Here is a 14,739-nt window from a genome sequence, read left to right on the forward strand (position 1 = left end):
GGCCTGCTCGGATTTTGGTTTAAAGACTATTTTTTTCATAAACTTTTAAGTTAGCATAAATCGCACCGATAACAGGAGCATCCAAATCCAGCAGCTCAGCTTTTTTCAGCAAATATCCAAAGAAATGATCGGCTTCGATAGCCTGCTGCTTTTCCATATCGCGCTGCAGGGAGGATTTCATTTCATAGCCCATTTCGTTTATTTTTTGCACCTGCGCATCTTCAATCCCATCAGCCAGCGGAGCATCCAAGCCCCTCATAATAGCAGATGCTTCCTTCAAAACTATTTTAACGGTATTTAATCCGAATGCCTGATCTCGAATCGGCCCGATGGGTGAACGGAACAGGGAAGTGACACCAGAAAGTGTGGAGATAAAGAGGTACTTATGCCACATCTCCTGCTCGATATTTTCGGATAGGCGGAAGTTTGCTTTTGTACCTGAAAATGCCTCTTGAAGCTTCAGGATCCGCTCTGTTTTTTCACCGGATCGTTCCCCAAAAACAAAGTCATGGACCGGGCTTGTCTGAATCACTTTCCCATTTTCACCAAGAGTGGTTTCAATAAAGCAAAGGCCGCCAAGAACGTTCGCTGCCCCAAAAGCGGCTGTTAGTTGATCCATATGTGCGATTCCATTTAAGAGAGGAAGAATCAAGGTACTATCGCCTGTGAAGGGACGGATATCCTCTATAGCTCCCTCAAGATGATAGGCTTTTGTAGAGAGCAGGATGACATCGAATGCATCTGCCTTTTCTCCGGCCTGGATCGTTTTTGGCTCAGGAAAAGTCATATCCCCATGCACACTTTCCGCCAGAAGCCCGTATTTCTCAAGCTGCTGCTTTCGTTTCTCCCTTACCAAAAAAGTAACATCCTCGCCTTTTTCCAAAAGTCTTCCGCCAAAATAGCCGCCAATGGCGCCGGCTCCGACAACTAATATTCTCATTTTTTTGTGCCTCCTTAGGTTAAATGGAAAAGTGCACGCATGAACGTGCACTTTTGCTAAGTTAAATAGAAGAATAATCCGATTACAAATATTACACCAAAAATCAATTTGGCAGGGAGAGGAAGAGAATCTGTCCCTTTTTCGTTTACTTTCTTCTCTTCCTCATTTACCGTTTCACGGTATTTTGGACTGCAGCAGCCCATTAAGCGGATTTCTTCCAGCCGGAAATATCTTCTTCCAGCGGCAGGTTATTCGCCCGAGCCTTTTTAGCAGCGGAGAAGAATAGTGCCACTAGAATGACGGTACCGATGGCTCCGCCAATCCAGGAAGCATTCATTGATAAACCGAACCCGATTTGCGCATTAAAGATATACGTTAGGACCATTAACAGCATGAAGATTCCAGGTATAAGGGAAATCCAGTAATTTTTCTTCGCGATATACAAGTACATGGCACCGACAAACAGCGCGATAACCGCAGTTGATTGGTTAGCCCAGCTGAAGTATCTCCATAAGATGTTAAAGTCGATTTGCGTAAGTGCCAAAGAAAGAGCAAACAATGGGATAGCGATCCACAAACGGCTGGAAATTTTCTTCTGGGAGAAGTTAATATAGTCAGCAATAATCATTCGTGCACTTCGGAAAGCTGTATCTCCGGAAGTGATCGGAAGGACCACGACACCAAGAATCGCAAGTGTTCCGCCGATTGCCCCAAGCATTAAGGTAGAAGCTTCGCTTACCACAGCACCAGGACCTCCGTTAGCAAGGAAATCACTTAATCCGTTATAACCATCGAATAAGCTCATCGCGGCAGCAGCCCAGATCATGGCGATAACACCTTCTGCAATCATCATGCCATAGAAAATCTTGCGTCCCTGATTTTCATTCTGAGTTGTACGGGAAATAATCGGCGTCTGTGTTGCATGGAAACCGGAAAGAGCACCGCAAGTGATAGTGAAAAACAGCAATGGGAAAATAGGTGCGTTAGCCGGATGGAAATTCTGCAGAGAAATTTCCGGAATATCGGCACCAGTTGCCACTAAACCAATACCTACGCCAAGTGCGCTGATTAAAAGCAATGCGCCAAAGTATGGGTACAGGCGTCCGATGATTTTATCAACAGGCAGCAAAGTCGCCAAAATATAATAGATGAAAATTGCAGCAATGATTAGAGTTAGTGAGATTTTTTGATCCATTACAACATAAAGCAGATCAGCCGGAGTTGTAACAAACACCGTACCAACCAATAACAGAAGAAGAACGGCGAAAGCGTTCACAACATGCTTCATGACTTTCCCGAGGAACTTGCTCGCAAGCTCAGGCAAATGCGCGCCGCGGTTGCGGATCGAAATCATTCCAGTTAAATAATCATGAACGGCACCGGCAAAAATACAGCCGACCACGATCCAGATAAAAGCTGCAGGCCCGTAAAGAGCTCCCATGATCGGACCGAAAATCGGGCCGGTGCCAGCAATATTCAACAGCTGGATTAACGAGTTCTTTGGCGTGCTCATGGCGATATAATCCACACCGTCAGCATGAGTATAGGCAGGTGTTGTACGTGCCTCCTTCACACCGAAAACCTTTTCTACAAACTTGCCGTACGTAAAATAACCTACAATTAAAAGTGCAATACAGACTAAAAAAGTAATCATATTTATCCCCCTTAATGAATGCGTTTACATTAATTATATAAAAGAAGGAGAAAATTTGAACAATTTGTGTCCAACATGTAAAAAATGAAGATTAAAAGGCAATGGAGTGGAATTAAGATGCATGGAAAAACGTAAGTGTGTTTGAAAATTCATTATATTATGATTGGAAAAAGGGCAAGGTGCATATTTTAGATCAAGCGCAATTAACCTCGAGATCAGTACAAACCTAATTCAAAGTGCACTCGCATCCCCAAGCAGCAAACTCCACCCCAAAAACAAAAAAGCACCGTCCCGATGTTTTCACAATTCCAATCGCACCCGCAGTGCCTTCACATAATTCCGGCTCACAGACAGAAGTTCTTCCCGGCCTTCCATCTCAAGCTGGTATGCCCCGTTGAACCAGGGGGTGAGTCGTGTGACATAATCCAGATTCACCAGATAGCTTTTATGAATCCGGAAAAAGCTAAAGGGAAGCAGCCGGCTCTCCAAATCTTTCAGGGGGGTTTTAGTTTCATGCTCACCGGTTCTGGTTATAATTCTAGATACTTTTTCATCCCGGTAGATATAGAGGATTTCTTTTGGCTCCAAGTAAAGTATTTCCCCATCTTCTTCAACAGCCAGCTTGCCGGCGGGCTTGCTGGTGTCATTTTCTTTTTTGGCACCAATCAATTTTTCCACTCGCCTGATGGTCTGTTCGAGCTGCTCCTCGTCGTAGGGCTTCAGTAAATAATCGGTTGCTTCATAGCGGAAGGCTTCAGCAGCAAACTGCGGGTAGGCGGTTGCAAAGATAATGAGCGGCACTTTTTTTAGCTCCTGCAATGATTTGGCAGCTTCCATCCCGTTCATCCTGGGCATCTCCACATCAAGGAAAACGACGTCCGGCTGAAGCTGGATGGCTTTCATCACGGCCGCTTCGCCAGATTCAGCCTCGCCGACAACCTGGATAGCAGGAAACTCCTCGAGTAAATGCTTTAATTCATCTCTGCTGTATCGTTCGTCATCAGCGATTAAAATTCGGATCGTTTTTTCCATCAGTTTTTTCCTCCGTTTGCGGAATGGCGAATTGTATATCAGTGCCGATGCCTGGAGTGCTGGCAATTTGCAGCGAAGCTTCCTCACCAAACATCATGGTCAGCCGGCGGTTTACATTGTACAATGCAAGTCCGGAGCCCGATTCTGACTGCAGGGTTTCTTTGCCGAGCTGTTCGGCTCTTTCCCGGCTCATTCCCTGTCCATTATCCTTCACTTTTACTAACGTCATTCCATCCTGTTTCTGAATTTTGATCATAATGATACAGTCCTGTTCCTTGTTCTTAATCCCATGCTTTACGGCATTTTCCACAATCGGCTGCAGAGTGAGCGGCGGGATTCTTTCCAAAAGGGCATCTTCATCAATGTCGTATATAACTTCGAGCCGATCCACAAACCGGGTTTCTTCAATTGACAGATAGGCCTTTACATGTCTGAGCTCCTGTTCAAGGGTCGTACAGCTGACTGTCGTGGCCGTCAGATTTTGCCGCAGAAAATGAGATAAGGAAACGAGCAATTTCCTTGCCTGGGCAGGCTCGATCCGCACAAGGGAAATAATCGTATTTAATGAATTAAATAAAAAATGCGGTGATATTTGCGCCTGCAGTGCTTTAATTTCAGCTTCCTTTGCCAGCTGGTAGGCTTTATCAGCCTCAGCGATTTCGAGCTGATTGCTGAGCAGTACACTTAGCCCGGAAATTAGCTCCATCACGAGATTAGTCATTTCTTTTTCCGAAGTGAAGTAAAACTTCAGCGTTCCGATGGTTTCGCCGCGCAGCTTTAAAGGAGCGACAATGGCTGCGCCAAGAGGACAGTTTTCCTGCCGGCAGTGAATGGTCTGGTCATTGGCAACCACAATTTCCCCGTTCTGAATGACATCCCGTGTTATCTGGGTCTGAATCGGGCTTCCGGAGCGGTGGTGGTCATTTCCAAGGCCGACATGGGCAAGGATTTCGGTGTGATTGGTGATTGCAACTGCTTTCATCTGAAGTTCCTTATGTAAAATCAGGCAGACTGCCAGTGCGGACTTATGATTAATCCCTTCACGGAGGTGTGCAAGCGTCTGGTCAGCAATCCGAAGTGTTTTCTGTGCATGAAAAGCTCCTGCTTTTTCTTCTTCGTTTATGACATTTTTTATGATCAGTAAAAATAGGGCACTGCCAAGACCATTTGCTATAATCATGGGAATTCCAATCATTTCGACTAGAGCAACTGCTTTTTCTATAGGCCGTGACATACCGAGAATAATCAGCATCTGCACGGCTTCAGCCGTAGCACCGATGAAGAATGCCGACGATAGCTTCACATGTTCATTTTTCCGGCGGAAAAATCCGGCAAGTAGCCCCGCCACTATCGATGCCAAACCGCAGGCAATCCCGGTAAAGCCGCCAAGCGTAAATCGGTGGAATCCTGCTATAATTCCTGCCCCAACTCCTACTTTAGGACCGCCAAGCAATCCGGCGAGCACAACCCCGATCACCCTGGAATTGGCAATGGCTTCATCTGTAGCAAGTTCGGAAGCCCAGCGGTTAAACTGCAGTGTGTCCGTATTGAAGGCCAGCCCTGAATAGGTTCCAATGATGCCAAAGAAGCCGAAAAAAAGAATGGCTTTATACTCCTGCTGCCGTTTTAATCTTTCGCCATAAATCATCTCTCTGAAAAAGCGGAACCTTGTCAGAATCAGCGCAATGGTGACAATGATTCCAAGCCGCTCCAGCATCGTAATCAGCAGTTCCAGCATCCTCAGAACCCCTTTAACCAAGTTAGTTAACATTATTCTAATGGATTAAAGAGTAAATGAAAAATAACCCGTTTGAATTTTTCAAAAAAATGTACAGGCTTTTCCTGCATATTTGTCGAAAATTAATTGATTAAAGGGTCAGGAGGGTTTTTGGATGCTTCTTTCTGATAGAAATTGGAGCTGATAAAATGATCAAATATGCAGTGGATCCAGAAGGAATATCAGCAGATATGCTGGACGGTTTTTTTGATGGGTGGCAAAATCCGCCGAGCCCTGAAAAGCATCTGAAGCTTCTAAAAAACAGCACGAAAATCGTGCTTGCCATTGACCGTGATAAACATGCAGTGGCTGGGTTCATCACAGCAATCAGCGATGGAGTGCTATCAGCCTACATTCCGCTGCTTGAAGTACTGCCTGATTACCAGCAGCAGGGAATCGGTCAAAAGCTGGTCACCCGCATGCTGGAAGAGCTGGACGGTATTTATATGATCGATATTATGTGTGACCCTGAATTACAGCCGTTTTATGAAAAGTTCGGAATGATTAAATCATCCGGAATGGTGCAGCGGAATTATCAGAACCAATCAGGAAAGCAGTGACAGGGGAGACAGGAAGCTGGGTATCCCTTCAATATAGTTTCTCTAAAAAGAGGAGGCCAATTAATTGGACACAGAAATTCTCAATATTTTTGATGATAACCGAAAACAAATCGGTGTAGCTTCTCGTGAAGAGGTCCATCAAAAAGGCCACTGGCATGAAACTTTCCATTGCTGGTTTGTGTTCAGGGAACATGATCAGGAATATATTTATTTTCAATACCGCAGTAATGACAAAAAGGATTACCCCGGACTACTGGACATAACCGCTGCAGGCCACCTTATGAGTCATGAATCTGTCATGGACGGCATGAGGGAAGTGGAGGAAGAACTGGGGATTCATGTTGATTTTGCGGACTTGGTGCCACTGGGTGTCATTGAATATATGGCAGAGAAAGAAAATTTTATCGACAAAGAACTGGCGCATGTATTTCTTTATGACAGTGTCCATGCACTGGAGGAGTTCAACCCGCAGCTGGAAGAAGTAACAGGAATCTACCGGATTGCTCTGGAGGACTTCTATGAGCTTTGGTTTGAAGGAAGAGAAAATATTAAGGCAGAAGGGTTTCAGGTTGAAAGAGATGAAAGAATCACCTCTGCCATTACAGTGCGCAAAGAGGACTTTGTTCCGCATGAGGATTACTACTACAGGCGCGTACTGCATTCAATTCGGGAGATGGAGAGGGAACATGCTGATTAAGACTGAAGAAGATATAGTGAAGGTGGTAAAGCAGGACAAATGGATGATGGCCATCCTAACAGCCGCAAGGTCATTAGACCTTCCTGACTGGTGGGTCTGTGCCGGCTTTGTGAGGGCAAAAATCTGGGATACTCTTCATGGATTCAGTAATAGAACTCACTTGCCGGATGTGGATGTCGTTTATTTTAATAAGAGTGACCTTAGCGAAGAAACGGAAAAAGAACTGGAGTCTAAGCTTAAATCCCTTCTGCCCAAAGTGCCCTGGTCAGTTAAAAATGAGGCAAGAATGCATCTCATTAATGACCTTTCCCCATATATATCATCAGTGGATGCGATCTCAAAATTTCCTGAAACGGCGACTGCCCTTGGATTAAAGCTTGATGACAAAAACAATATTATATTAACTGCTCCATGGGGGATCGAGGACTTGCTTGCCCTTAAAATAAAGCCCACACCTATGTTTGCTGAAGACAGCAAGTTATTTGGAGTTTACCTGGAGCGAATTGAAAAAAAGAACTGGAAATTATTATGGCCAGGGATCGAAGAAATTCAAGGAAGAAACCAATGAAAAAGGTGTTTATAATACTGATGTTGCTTACGCTGCCAGGCGGTTCGCCAATACTGGCAACAAAATGGGCGGAACTAAATCCGGAAGAGGTCGAATCCCGCTCACAAGTCATTGTGCTGGGAACATATAATTTTAAAAGTAAACCAAAATCAGGCAAGAGTAATTTTTATGGAAGCCAGTTTCATGTTGAAAAGGTTTATAAAGGAGAAGTGGCAGAAAACATCACGGCAGGCATTGAAATATTCGATGATGGATGGGCTGAAGAATTTCAACAGGATGGCGGAAAGTTTCTGTTATTTTTGGAAAAAACAAAGGAAGCACGCTTTCTTGTTCCCGTTGCTGGCCCCAATGGAATGGTTCAAGTGCAGGATGACAGAATTGTATCAGGGCATGAGGACTATTACGGAAAAATAATAAATGAAGAAGCAAGAATACCAAGCCCTGTTAAAGAAAATGAAAGTGAAGGCTATCTGCTTGAAATCTTGCTGTTTTCTTTAACTGGCTTTATCACTCTCCTGCAAATTATTAGGTTTTTATCAAGAGAAAAGCCGAAATCTTATTAAGCGCGCTGCATTTAGATTATAATAGAGAAATAACAACAAAAGAAAAGGCAGGATTCTGTATGATTGTAAAAAACGAAGAAGAATTAGCAAAACTGAAGGAAATTGGTAAAATTGTCGCGGAGATTCGCGATGCGATGATTGAAAAAACCAAGCCGGGCGTAACAACCAAAGAGCTTGATGATTTAGCCGGAGAACTGTTTGAAAAGCACGGAGCGATTTCAGGTCCTAAAGGAGAATACGACTTTCCAGGCTTTACTTGCATAAGCGTGAACGAAGAAGTGGCCCATGGCATTCCCGGAAGCCGCATAATAAAAGAAGGCGATCTTGTAAACATTGATGTTTCCGGATCAAAGGATGGCTATTTCGCAGACACAGGCCTATCATTTGTGGTTGGTGAAGACGAGAAGCTCCAAAAGTTATGTGATGCGGCACAGGAAGCTTTTGACGAAGGCCTGAAAAAATTAAAGCCGGGCGGCAAGCTGAGCCTCGTTGGTAAAACGGTTCATAAAATCGCAAAAAACAATGGATTCAACGTAATCATGAATCTGACCGGCCACGGTGTAGGCCGTTCCCTTCATGAGAAGCCGGACCATATCCTGAACTATTTTGATCCATGGGATAAGCAGCTGCTAAGAGAAGGAATGGTTGTAGCCTTCGAACCGTTTATCTCAAGCGGAGATGAAGAAGTAAGAGAAATGAGCGACGGCTGGACGTTTGTCACACCTAATAAAAGCCATGTCGCCCAATGTGAACATACCGTTGTTGTCACAAAAGAAGGACCCATTATCTTAACGAAATAATCATGCACCAGGGGCATTGTATGTTCCTGGTTTATTTACTTTTAAGATTTATTAAAAAAACACTTGAAGATTCCAAAGCATTCCGCTAGAATAATAAAAATTTCAAATTTTAAAGTAATGACAGAAATCAGTAGCTGTTTTCTCCCTGTTTTAGAGAGCTGATGTCCGGTGAAAATCAGCATATAGATAACAGTGAATTACCTTCTTGAACTTTCTCTGTGAACAGAAGTAGCAGGGAACGGCTCGGACCGTTAATCCGCTGAGTGGAAGAGCAATCTTCAATAAGGGTGGTACCGCGTTAACCACGTCCCTTTCTTTAGGGGCGTGGTTTTTTGTATTCCATAAACAGAAAGGATGGAAATCATGGATAATTTTTTCGAAAAATTAACAGCCCAGCAAAAGCTTGAAACAGAGAGGCAGCTTGAGATTTACTGCAATGGTGCCCAGGAGATTCTGCCAAAAGCCGAATTGAAGAATAAAATAGCCAAATCCATTTTTCAAAATCAGCCTTTAAAAATTAAGCTGGGTCTTGATCCCTCTGCTCCGGATGTCCATATCGGCCATACGGTCGTGTTGAATAAATTAAAGCAGTTCCAGGACAACGGCCACGTCATTCAGCTGATCATTGGCGATTTTACAGGGAAAATTGGCGACCCGACAGGCAAATCGGCAGCCCGAAACCAGCTTACTGATGAAGATGTGATGCATAATGCCAAAACATACTTCGAGCAATTCAGCAAAGTGCTGGACATGGATAAGGTGGATCTTCACTACAACTCAGCATGGCTTTCTGACCTCCAGCTTGAAGACGTTATTCGCCTGTCTGCAAGCATAACAGTTGCCCGCCTCCTGGAACGAAACGACTTTTCAGAACGGCTGGCCACAGGTAAGCCGATCTCGCTTCATGAGTTTTTCTACCCGCTGATGCAGGGCTATGACTCAGTTGCTCTTGAAAGCGATATCGAGCTTGGCGGCAATGACCAGCACTTCAATATCCTTATGGGACGCCATCTGCAGGAGTATTTTCAAAAGGAAAAGCAGGTGGTCATCCTGATGCCGCTCCTCGAGGGCCTGGATGGCAAAGAGAAAATGTCCAAATCGAAAAACAATTACATCGGTGTCGATGAGGATCCGAATAATATGTACGGCAAAACGATGTCCATACCGGATGAGCTGATCGTAAAATACTTCAATCTCGCAACAGATTTGCCGGTGACCGAAAAACAGCAAATCGCGGAAGAACTGGAAAACGGAACTCTTCATCCGCGTGACGCCAAAATGCTCTTGGGAAGAACAATTGTCCGCATTTACCATGGTGCAGCTGAAGCCGAGAAAGCCGAACAGCATTTCCAAACCATTTTCCAAAAAGGAGCCATGCCGGATGAGATCCCGGAAACCGAATGGAGGGGTGAGAGTGAAATGCTCATTACCGACCTGATTGCCGGCCTTGGCCTGCTTTCCTCCAAAACAGAAGCAAGAAAAATGATTGCAGGAGGCGGCATCCGTTTAAACGGAGAAAAAGTCAGCGATGCAAAGCTGCTCGTGAAAATTACAGACGGATTAGTTCTTCAGGCAGGAAAAAGAAAGTTTGTAAAACTGAGGCTGAACTAGGCAAATCTCTTTTTTTCTCAATCCTTTTCAAGATATGATAGAATAGACGAAATTTTTAAAGAATAGCGGGTGGAGGAAATGAAAGCGGTCATTCATGAAGGTAAAGCCGGTCTTGCCGGGTTATCTTATGGTGAAATTGAAAAGCCTGAGCCGGGTGCCGGCGAAGTCAGGGTGAAATTAAAGACGGCAGGGCTGAACCATCGGGATTTATTTGTCCTGAACCGCCACAAGACGGAAGATCCTGCGCTTGTCATCGGTTCAGACGGAGCGGGAATTATCGACGCAGTCGGAGATGGCGTTGCAGGCGTTAAGCCAGGCGATGAAGTCATCATCAATCCCGGACTTGGCTGGAAGGAAAAAAGCGAGGCGCCGCCAGCCGGCTTTGAAATTGTCGGCTTGCCGTTTCATGGCACATTCGCGGAATACATCATTATTCCGGCTGAAAACGCAGCACCCAAGCCAGGATATTTAACCTGGGAGGAAGCGGGCGTCCTTTCCCTGGCAGCACTAACTGCCTACAGAGCATTATTCACAAGAGGAAAGCTCCAGGCAGGCATGAAGGTATTCATCCCCGGAATTGGCGGGGGAGTGGCAACCTTCTTAATGCAATTCGCAAAAGCGGCAGGGGCAACTGTGTATGTGGCTTCCCGTTCAGAGGAGAAATGCCGGAGAGCTCTTGACCTTGGGGCAGATAAAGCCTTGAACAGCAGTGAAGATTGGACGAAGGCACTTGACGGTGAAAAGGTGGATCTTGTCATTGAATCTGTTGGCCCGGCTACATTTAATAAATCTCTGGAAATCCTTCGGGGTGGCGGTACCATCGTAACATTTGGCTCCTCTACAGGCGATGTGCTGGAACTCAATCTCCGCAGTCTCTTTTACGCTCAGCAAAACCTGCTTGGCTCAACAATGGGAAGCGCGGAGGAATACCATGAAATGCTCCAGTTTATAGAAAAGCACCAAATCAGGCCGGCAGTGGATCAGTCATTTCACCTGGAACAATATGAACAGGCTTTTGAAAAAATCGCAAACGCGGAGCAATGGGGGAAAATTGCTTTCAAAATCAGCGAATAAAAAAAGGGGTGAGATCCTGCAAAAAGCAGAATCTCACCCTTTTCTTATACATATAAAAACTTCACACAAACCGGATCCGGCACTTTCACATCAGACTGAAGCAATGTAAGCTTCCCTGTATTTTCATTTCTCGAGAACAAAACAATATTGCTTGAATTCTGATTCGAGCCAATCACAAATTTTTCAGATGGATCGAGTACAAAATCACGCGGCCAGTTTCCTTCTGTGGAGGTATGCTCCACAAATGCAAGCTCTCCATTATCCTGATTGACGGAGAAAACAGCAATGCTGTCATGCCCGCGGTTGCCGGCATAAAGAAAGCGGCCGTCGGAAGAGATATGAATGGCGCTTCCCTGGTTATTTTCCGTAAAGCCTTCCGGAAGCGTGGTTATAGCCTGCTTTTGTACGAAGCTTCCATCTCCATGATACTGAAGCAAAAGAACTTCAGAGCTAAACTCGGTCATCACATAGGCATACTTTCCATTTGGATGGAACACAAGGTGTCTGGGACCGCTGCCCGGCTTTACAGACAGGATACTTTTTTCCTTCAGGATTCCTTCATTCACTTCATACGTAATCACCTGGTCTGTTCCCAGGTCAACTGCAGCTAAGTATTTTTCGTCCGGAGTCAGCCCGGCATAGTGAGTATGCGGTTTTTCCTGCCTGCTGTCAGGACCTGATCCGCTATGCTCCATAACCGAAACAGCAGGATTTAATGAGCCGTCCTCATTTGTTAAGTAAGACTCGACTGTCCCTTTATGGTAGTTTGCACTGAAAACATTGCGCACGGAAGAATCCACACTGACATGGCATGGAGGGGATCCGGCAGAAACCTGGCTGTTGATTTTCTCAAGTGAACCGCTCCTGCTTTCAAGACGATACGCAGCCACTCCGCCGGATTCGCCTTCCTTGGCTACCGAGTATAAAAATTGATTATCCCGGCTGATTGTCAGGTAGGTGGGATTATCCAATTGTGCTTCAGTCCTTACATCGGAAATTTTGCCTGCTTCTGTATCCAGAACAAATGAATATATCCCTTCACTTTCACCCTTTGTGTATGTGCCTATGTATCCTCTGTACTTGGTCATATGAAGCCTCCTCTATATGTTTTCTCCTGAAAATACTCTATCATAATTTGCCTTCTAAACAAAAGGAAGAGGAATTTTGCATGGAAAAAAGAATAGTAAAAGGTACATATAGGAGAGGATGATGAGGTTGAACGCACCCCATTCGATATTGTCAGTCTGGAAAATCTTTGATCGTTTTCCGATGGAAACACTGACAAAAGCATGGTACTACGATAAAGCAGGAACGAAAAAGCAGAGAGATGTTTCTTTAATGAAGGAGCACCGTGCCCAATACGGCATTGCCGGAAACTGTTTTGACCTCGCGATTTGGCTTCTCCATGAATTTAAGGAGGCAGGAATTCAGGCCTATCCAGTTGGCCACGATTTGAAAACACCTTCTGCACATGCAGCAGTGGTGGCGGTGGATGAAGAAGGCCGCCGCTTTCTATGTGATCTGGGCGACCAATGGCTGCAGCCCATATTAATTGATTCAAAGGCCCGGGATTTTACTCCCGAAAAAATAAGCGGATTTTTCCCGGCAGCAGATGTCCAGGTTTCATCTGAAAGCGGGCAGCTGGAAATTGCCTATCACCGCCCCAACGGAAAAATATCGCAGCAGAGTTATGATACGGATCCAGTTGAACTGAATTCCTTTTTGGAAGCAGCAGAACGATCGCAAAACTCTATTTATCCAAAAGCTTTACTGGAGCAGCGGCTTCTCTATAAAAACGAAACCGCTCACTGGGAATTTTACAATTGGAAAAGCTTCCTCAGTACCACAGAAGGCCTGTACCATGATGTCCCTGCTGAAACTATTGAAGAATGGGCAGACCGTATTCATCAAAAGACAGGGTATAATCGGGAGTTTTTAATAGAATCATTGGGCTTCTATAAAAAGCTGGGAGGTTGAATAACTGAAGCAGGCTGAATTTCCTTTTTATCTGGATGTCACTCAGAAAATGGACTAGCTCAAGAAGTGCAAATAGCCATAAACAAGAAAAAATCGTTAATAAAAACTGGATTTCACCTAAAAGCAAAAAAATCGCTCATAAAATTCCCGGATTTGCCCATAACTTGAATAACCAAAGGAGCTGCCATGTACATTAAAATCTATCAATATCATATCCGCCCGGAAAACGAACAGGAACTGATGCTGGTCCAGCGGAAAGCTGGTCAAATCTACCGGAATTACATCGAGGCTCAGACTAAAATGTTAAAAAATAAAAAAGATGAGACAAAGTGGACAGAAATCAGTTTTTTTAAGTCGGAAGAGGACTATCAAAGCAAGCTGCCGCTGATTAACAACGATCCCGGCATCCAGGAGCTTTACAAAAGGTTTGAATCACTTCTGATCAGTGATATAAGGGAAGAGGATTATGAGCAGTGGTTTTAAAAACGATAGCTAATGACTTTCCCTCTTAGGGAAAACCTCCTATTTATTTCCCATTCTGTCATTTTGAAGTTATAGTACGATATAATCGAAGAAAGACATAAGAGGGGAGATATATACATAAATGGAGCCTATTCATAAAGTTTCAGCGTATCTTACTCAAAATGCAGAGGTTTTATCTAGAGAACTGGTTAAAGAAATCGTAAAGCGATTTGGTTTCGAAATCCCCAAACCGGAATTTGAGGCTGCCGTTTCGATGTATTTGGAGTTTATGAAGTTCCTGGGAACCATGATTGCAAGCAGCAGTGACATGGTTCCTGAAGGGCTGGTTGAATGGAGCAAAGGAAATGGCGAACGGGCTGCCTCCGAGGGAGGGAAAATTTCTGATATCGTCATCCGGTATCCGGACACCCGCCTCGTTTTTACTGATAGATTAAACAATATTGGTGAGAAGTTTGAATTAACGGCTGATGAGATTATTTCTATTGTTAAAAAAGTGAACTTTATGCTGGATATCAGCATCAATGAGACCGTATTTGCCTTTGAACGGCACTCCGAGGAACAACTGAGAGAGACGCAATCTCAGGTAAATGAGCTTGCTGCAGCCATTGTACCGATTCAGGACAGCATTGCAATCCTTCCATTGATCGGCAGCATAGACTATGACAGAGCTCAAATCATCATTGAGAAGACAGTCCCTCGGGTCAGTCAGCTGGGAATTGAAACCCTAATTATCGATTTTTCCGGCACGGTGAATATAGATGTTGAAATTGCCAATCATATTTTTGATATCCGGAATATTCTCCAGCTAATAGGTGTTAAGACCATTGCAACAGGTGTGAGACCGGATTTAGCAAAAAATGCCGTTGTCCTTGGCATTGACTTGTCATCCCTTGAAGTATACACAAACGTCCTGCAGGCGATTAGAAGCATTAAATAATGGTAATGTATGGAGCTGCTCATAAAGCGGCTTTTTTTTATAAAATTAGAAAGTGGAATATTTAAG

At 44.4% G+C, this 14,739-nt stretch carries 16 protein-coding genes and 1 other annotated feature; of the genes, 10 read left to right on the forward strand and 6 right to left on the reverse strand.

The features are described 5' to 3' along the window. Positions 1–19 precede the first annotated feature (19 nt). The 5 genes from BFI01S_RS06850 to BFI01S_RS06865 form a co-directional block, all read right to left on the reverse strand. On the reverse strand, positions 20–940 hold the full coding sequence (locus tag BFI01S_RS06850) for a ketopantoate reductase family protein (RefSeq protein ID WP_009335034.1): 921 nt from the start codon (positions 938–940) through the stop codon (positions 20–22). A 56-nt stretch (positions 941–996) separates the two neighbouring features. Beyond that, positions 997–1,143, reverse strand: coding sequence for a hypothetical protein (locus tag BFI01S_RS23315; protein ID WP_169799734.1), 147 nt, complete (start codon positions 1,141–1,143; stop codon positions 997–999). Beyond that, complete coding sequence (locus tag BFI01S_RS06855; RefSeq protein ID WP_061791935.1) at positions 1,143–2,594, reverse strand: carbon starvation CstA family protein; 1,452 nt, start codon at positions 2,592–2,594, stop codon at positions 1,143–1,145. Before BFI01S_RS06855 ends, BFI01S_RS23315 begins: the two co-directional genes overlap by 1 nt. Before the next feature lie 300 nt (positions 2,595–2,894). Continuing rightward, the gene (locus BFI01S_RS06860; protein WP_009335032.1) at positions 2,895–3,626 is read right to left on the reverse strand and encodes a LytR/AlgR family response regulator transcription factor; all 732 of its coding nucleotides are present in this window, start codon (positions 3,624–3,626) and stop codon (positions 2,895–2,897) included. Beyond that, positions 3,595–5,364, reverse strand: coding sequence for a sensor histidine kinase (locus tag BFI01S_RS06865; RefSeq protein ID WP_061791936.1), 1,770 nt, complete (start codon positions 5,362–5,364; stop codon positions 3,595–3,597). The genes BFI01S_RS06860 and BFI01S_RS06865 overlap by 32 nt, the downstream gene beginning before the upstream one ends. Positions 5,365–5,552: 188 nt before the next feature. Between BFI01S_RS06865 and BFI01S_RS06870 the strand changes: the two genes are divergently transcribed. The 7 genes from BFI01S_RS06870 (at position 5,553) to BFI01S_RS06900 (ending at position 11,276) form a co-directional block, all read left to right on the forward strand. Continuing rightward, entirely contained in the window at positions 5,553–5,963 is a 411-nt protein-coding gene (locus tag BFI01S_RS06870) for a GNAT family N-acetyltransferase (RefSeq protein ID WP_061791937.1), read from the forward strand. Positions 5,964–6,027: 64 nt separating this feature from the next. Next, positions 6,028–6,660 carry an NUDIX hydrolase gene (locus BFI01S_RS06875; protein ID WP_061791938.1) on the forward strand — a complete coding sequence of 211 codons (633 nt, stop codon included), beginning with the start codon at positions 6,028–6,030 and terminating at the stop codon, positions 6,658–6,660. After that, positions 6,650–7,228 carry a nucleotidyltransferase family protein gene (locus BFI01S_RS06880; protein ID WP_061791939.1) on the forward strand — a complete coding sequence of 193 codons (579 nt, stop codon included), beginning with the start codon at positions 6,650–6,652 and terminating at the stop codon, positions 7,226–7,228. Before BFI01S_RS06875 ends, BFI01S_RS06880 begins: the two co-directional genes overlap by 11 nt. Further along, positions 7,225–7,791 carry a hypothetical protein gene (locus BFI01S_RS06885; protein WP_061791940.1) on the forward strand — a complete coding sequence of 189 codons (567 nt, stop codon included), beginning with the start codon at positions 7,225–7,227 and terminating at the stop codon, positions 7,789–7,791. Before BFI01S_RS06880 ends, BFI01S_RS06885 begins: the two co-directional genes overlap by 4 nt. A 59-nt stretch (positions 7,792–7,850) precedes the next feature. Then, complete coding sequence (gene map / locus BFI01S_RS06890) at positions 7,851–8,591, forward strand: type I methionyl aminopeptidase (protein ID WP_061791941.1); 741 nt, start codon at positions 7,851–7,853, stop codon at positions 8,589–8,591. 108 nt (positions 8,592–8,699) lie between these two features. Then, positions 8,700–8,906 (forward strand) — a binding site (T-box leader). Between the two features lie 48 nt (positions 8,907–8,954). Continuing rightward, positions 8,955–10,202 (forward strand): tyrosine--tRNA ligase, encoded by a 1,248-nt coding sequence (gene tyrS / locus BFI01S_RS06895; protein ID WP_061791942.1) that lies wholly within the window; start codon positions 8,955–8,957, stop codon positions 10,200–10,202. Positions 10,203–10,280: 78 nt separating this feature from the next. Further along, a complete protein-coding gene (locus BFI01S_RS06900) occupies positions 10,281–11,276 on the forward strand; it encodes a zinc-binding dehydrogenase (protein WP_061791943.1) in 996 nt (331 codons plus the stop codon). A 44-nt stretch (positions 11,277–11,320) separates the two neighbouring features. On the opposite strand, the gene BFI01S_RS06905 is transcribed toward BFI01S_RS06900, so the two are convergent. After that, positions 11,321–12,364 (reverse strand): lactonase family protein, encoded by a 1,044-nt coding sequence (locus tag BFI01S_RS06905; RefSeq protein WP_061791944.1) that lies wholly within the window; start codon positions 12,362–12,364, stop codon positions 11,321–11,323. 118 nt (positions 12,365–12,482) lie between these two features. Here BFI01S_RS06905 and BFI01S_RS06910 point away from each other — a divergent pair, with 118 nt between their 5' ends. The 3 genes from BFI01S_RS06910 to BFI01S_RS06920 all read left to right on the forward strand — a co-directional run bounded on the left by BFI01S_RS06910 (position 12,483) and on the right by BFI01S_RS06920 (position 14,673). Beyond that, positions 12,483–13,253: a hypothetical protein gene (locus tag BFI01S_RS06910; RefSeq protein ID WP_235831122.1), complete on the forward strand. Its 771-nt coding sequence runs from the start codon at positions 12,483–12,485 to the stop codon at positions 13,251–13,253. 186 nt (positions 13,254–13,439) lie between these two features. After that, positions 13,440–13,736 (forward strand): hypothetical protein, encoded by a 297-nt coding sequence (locus BFI01S_RS06915; protein ID WP_061791946.1) that lies wholly within the window; start codon positions 13,440–13,442, stop codon positions 13,734–13,736. Between the two features lie 121 nt (positions 13,737–13,857). Continuing rightward, entirely contained in the window at positions 13,858–14,673 is an 816-nt protein-coding gene (locus BFI01S_RS06920; RefSeq protein WP_048010580.1) for an STAS domain-containing protein, read from the forward strand. Positions 14,674–14,739 lie beyond the last annotated feature (66 nt).

Origin of the sequence: Cytobacillus firmus NBRC 15306, assembly GCF_001591465.1 — a bacterium.
GTDB lineage: Bacteria > Bacillota > Bacilli > Bacillales > Cytobacillaceae > Cytobacillus > Cytobacillus firmus.

Bases quoted from the DNA above. Each gene is read 5' to 3' on its own strand.
- BFI01S_RS06855 (WP_061791935.1), bottom strand. From the start codon at position 2,594: ATGATTACTTTTTTAGTCTGTATTGCACTTTTAATTGTAGGTTATTTT.
- map (WP_061791941.1), top strand. From the start codon at position 7,851: ATGATTGTAAAAAACGAAGAAGAATTAGCAAAACTGAAGGAAATTGGT.
- BFI01S_RS06850 (WP_009335034.1), bottom strand. From the start codon at position 940: ATGAGAATATTAGTTGTCGGAGCCGGCGCCATTGGCGGCTATTTTGGC.
- BFI01S_RS06910 (WP_235831122.1), top strand. From the start codon at position 12,483: ATGATGAGGTTGAACGCACCCCATTCGATATTGTCAGTCTGGAAAATC.
- BFI01S_RS06865 (WP_061791936.1), bottom strand. From the start codon at position 5,364: ATGCTGGAACTGCTGATTACGATGCTGGAGCGGCTTGGAATCATTGTC.
- BFI01S_RS06905 (WP_061791944.1), bottom strand. From the start codon at position 12,364: ATGACCAAGTACAGAGGATACATAGGCACATACACAAAGGGTGAAAGT.
- BFI01S_RS06880 (WP_061791939.1), top strand. From the start codon at position 6,650: ATGCTGATTAAGACTGAAGAAGATATAGTGAAGGTGGTAAAGCAGGAC.
- BFI01S_RS06900 (WP_061791943.1), top strand. From the start codon at position 10,281: ATGAAAGCGGTCATTCATGAAGGTAAAGCCGGTCTTGCCGGGTTATCT.
- BFI01S_RS06915 (WP_061791946.1), top strand. From the start codon at position 13,440: ATGTACATTAAAATCTATCAATATCATATCCGCCCGGAAAACGAACAG.
- BFI01S_RS06870 (WP_061791937.1), top strand. From the start codon at position 5,553: ATGATCAAATATGCAGTGGATCCAGAAGGAATATCAGCAGATATGCTG.
- BFI01S_RS06860 (WP_009335032.1), bottom strand. From the start codon at position 3,626: ATGGAAAAAACGATCCGAATTTTAATCGCTGATGACGAACGATACAGC.
- BFI01S_RS06885 (WP_061791940.1), top strand. From the start codon at position 7,225: ATGAAAAAGGTGTTTATAATACTGATGTTGCTTACGCTGCCAGGCGGT.
- tyrS (WP_061791942.1), top strand. From the start codon at position 8,955: ATGGATAATTTTTTCGAAAAATTAACAGCCCAGCAAAAGCTTGAAACA.
- BFI01S_RS06920 (WP_048010580.1), top strand. From the start codon at position 13,858: ATGGAGCCTATTCATAAAGTTTCAGCGTATCTTACTCAAAATGCAGAG.
- BFI01S_RS23315 (WP_169799734.1), bottom strand. From the start codon at position 1,143: ATGGGCTGCTGCAGTCCAAAATACCGTGAAACGGTAAATGAGGAAGAG.